Origin of the sequence: Kitasatospora sp. NPDC057738 (assembly GCF_042798815.1) — a bacterium.
Classification (GTDB): Bacteria; Actinomycetota; Actinomycetes; order Streptomycetales; family Streptomycetaceae; genus Kitasatospora; species Kitasatospora lactacystinica.
This window is the reverse complement of record NZ_JBHVJT010000162.1, coordinates 1-2,311: the sequence shown is the minus strand read 5'-3', so window position 1 is coordinate 2,311 and position 2,311 is coordinate 1. Positions and strand designations below refer to the sequence as shown.

Sequence of the window (2,311 nt, the reverse complement as noted above, 5' to 3'; positions counted from 1 at the left end):
CGCCTCGGCCGCGGGCGCGGCAGCGGCGGGGGCGGCGGCAGCCGGAGCCTCGGCCGCCGGAGCGGCAGCCGCGGGCGCAACCTCGGCCGCCGGGACAGCGGCAGGAGCAACCTCGGTCGCCGGGACGGCCGCGGGCGCAACCTCGGCCGCCGGGACAGCGGCAGGAGCAACCTCGGTCGCCGGGACGGCCGCGGGAGCCTCGGCCGCGGGAGCGGCAGCCTCGGCCGCCGGGGCGGCGGCGGGGGCGACGTCCTCGTCGTTGAAGGTGGCACCCGCACCCGTGAAGGAGCCGGTGACGCCCTCGTCTTCCGCAATGATCCAGAAGCTGGCGTGCGAGACACCGTCGTGGCCGACGTGGGACTCGACCGCCGCGAGGGCGGCGGCGTCCTCGTTGGCAGTGAAGAAGCCCTTGCCGTAGTTCGCGTCGATGTCGCCGTGAGCCGAGGCCAGGCCGGCGCAGCCGAGCATGAGCGGAACGGTGAGGGCGCCGACAGCCACGACTCGCTTGAGAGCACGCATGAAAATCTCCTCCACGGAGTTTCTGGGTTGAGTGGCGGTGCCGTTCAGCCCCGCCGCGATTCAGAGAGCCACGCCCCGGATCCCGCCGCAACCGGCACCGCGACCCGTCCGGCCTCACGTCCCGTCAGAATCGCCGCCCCCACCAGCGGAAATACCGTTCGTATGCCTATCTGACAGGATCAGTCGGCTGGAGCACTCTGCGTCACTCCGCGCCACCCTCCGTCGCCACCGGGCCCCTGTCGCGGACCACCCCTGCGGAGCCGCCCCTCGACGGAGTCATCATGCGAACGGCTCGATACAACGGCCCGCCGTACGGGAACAGTTGGCCGGGACCTCCGAGCCCGCGGAACGGCGGGACCGCCGCTTCGGGCACAGGCGAATCCCCCCGGAGTTCGCGGGAACTCCGGGGGGATTCGCAACCTATGTCACTCACTGTCACCCGTGGTTCCAGGTGGCACTCGAACCCGTGAAGGAGCCGGAGACGCCGTTGTCGTCCGCCCAGATCCAGAAGTCGATGTGCGAGACGCCGCCGGGACCGGCGGAGGACTCGGAACCGGCGACACCGGCACCGTTCTGATTGGCGATGAACTGACCCTTGCCCCAGCTCGCGTCCAGGCCGTCGTGGGCCGAGGCCAGGCCGGCGCAGCCGATCACGAGCGGGACGGCGAGGGAACCGACGGCCAGGACACGCTTGAGAGCACGCATGAAAATCTCCTCCGCGGAGTTTCCGGTTGAGGTGGCGGCGGCACCGATCGGCCCGCCCCGACTCAGGGAGCCACGCCCCACATCCCGCCGCAACCGACACGGCGCCCACTCCGGCCGACGCGGCCTCTGACTCGCCGCAGTGACCAGCGGATACACATATCGGACGACTGCCGTGGGGGTCATTCGACCGGAGCAGGCCCACGACACTCCAACGGCCCCGCCCGACCCACGGCACAGGACACTCCCCCGGCGGCCCGACGCCCACGGGCTCCCGCCGAGCACGTCTCCGGCTTCCGCCGAAGTCTCTTCCGCTGCGGCCGAGTTGGCGGGCCGCCGCCCCTTGACAGGATTCCCGCGAAGTGCAGAATGACTTCATTATGAAGCAGGTAAATAAATCAATGGAGTCGTCGGCCGGTCCGCTGGGGCGGGATGCCGAGGGCCGGCTCTACGACAGCAGGGTGCGGACGGCCATGGGCGCGTTCACCAAGGGCGGGGACACCCTGGCACTGGAGGCCGCGGCCGCCGCACGGTCGGCGTTCCACGCGGTGGAGAAGCTGCGGGCGCACGGATCGCAGGGACGGGGGTTGAGCGCGGGGGCGCTGGATGTGCTGGTGCGGCTCGGGGCCGCGGGTGAAGCGGGTGAAGCGGGGCTGACCGTGGGCGAGTTGGCCCGGGCCGGCGGGGTGAGCCCGCGCAACGCGACCGGCCTGGTGGACACCCTGGAGCGGGAGGGGCTGGCCCGCCGCTCCCCCGACCCGAACGACCGGCGGGCGGTGCTGGTCACCGCGACGCCCGAAGGTCTGGCCTGGCTGGAGGAGTTCCGGGTGCCCACCGAGCGCGCGATGGCCGCCGTGTTCCGCGGCTTCAGCCCCGAGGAGATGGCCCAACTGCGGCACCTGTGCCTGCGGTTGGTGGAGAACCAGCAGCAGATCGAGCAGTACCTCGGCGCGGTCGCGGACGGCCCGGGCCCGGACGTCAGCTGACCTCGGGCGCCTCCGCGGGGCCGGCCGGAGCGGGGCCCCCCTTCCGCCGGCTGCGCAACCAATCCAAGCTGGTCCAAGACACCAACATGGACACAACCAACCGC

General features: G+C 72.0%; 3 protein-coding genes. 1 reads left to right on the top strand and 2 read right to left on the bottom strand.

Features of this window, described 5'->3' with window-relative positions:
* Both ACFVGO_RS39315 and ACFVGO_RS39310 read right to left on the bottom strand, forming a co-directional pair.
* On the bottom strand, positions 1–519 hold a 519-nt coding region (locus tag ACFVGO_RS39315; protein ID WP_380636959.1), incomplete at its 3' end, for a hypothetical protein.
* A 435-nt stretch (positions 520–954) separates the two neighbouring features.
* A complete protein-coding gene (locus ACFVGO_RS39310; protein WP_359901250.1) occupies positions 955–1,224 on the bottom strand; it encodes a hypothetical protein in 270 nt (89 codons plus the stop codon).
* A gap of 398 nt (positions 1,225–1,622) precedes the next feature.
* On the opposite strand from ACFVGO_RS39310, the gene ACFVGO_RS39305 reads away from it, so the two are divergent.
* Complete coding sequence (locus tag ACFVGO_RS39305) at positions 1,623–2,207, top strand: MarR family transcriptional regulator (RefSeq protein WP_359901253.1); 585 nt, start codon at positions 1,623–1,625, stop codon at positions 2,205–2,207.
* Positions 2,208–2,311: the final 104 nt, after the last annotated feature.

Coding starts and splice junctions, on each gene's coding strand:
- ACFVGO_RS39305 (WP_359901253.1), top strand. CDS start 1,623: ATGGAGTCGTCGGCCGGTCCGCTGGGGCGGGATGCCGAGGGCCGGCTC.
- ACFVGO_RS39310 (WP_359901250.1), bottom strand. CDS start 1,224: ATGCGTGCTCTCAAGCGTGTCCTGGCCGTCGGTTCCCTCGCCGTCCCG.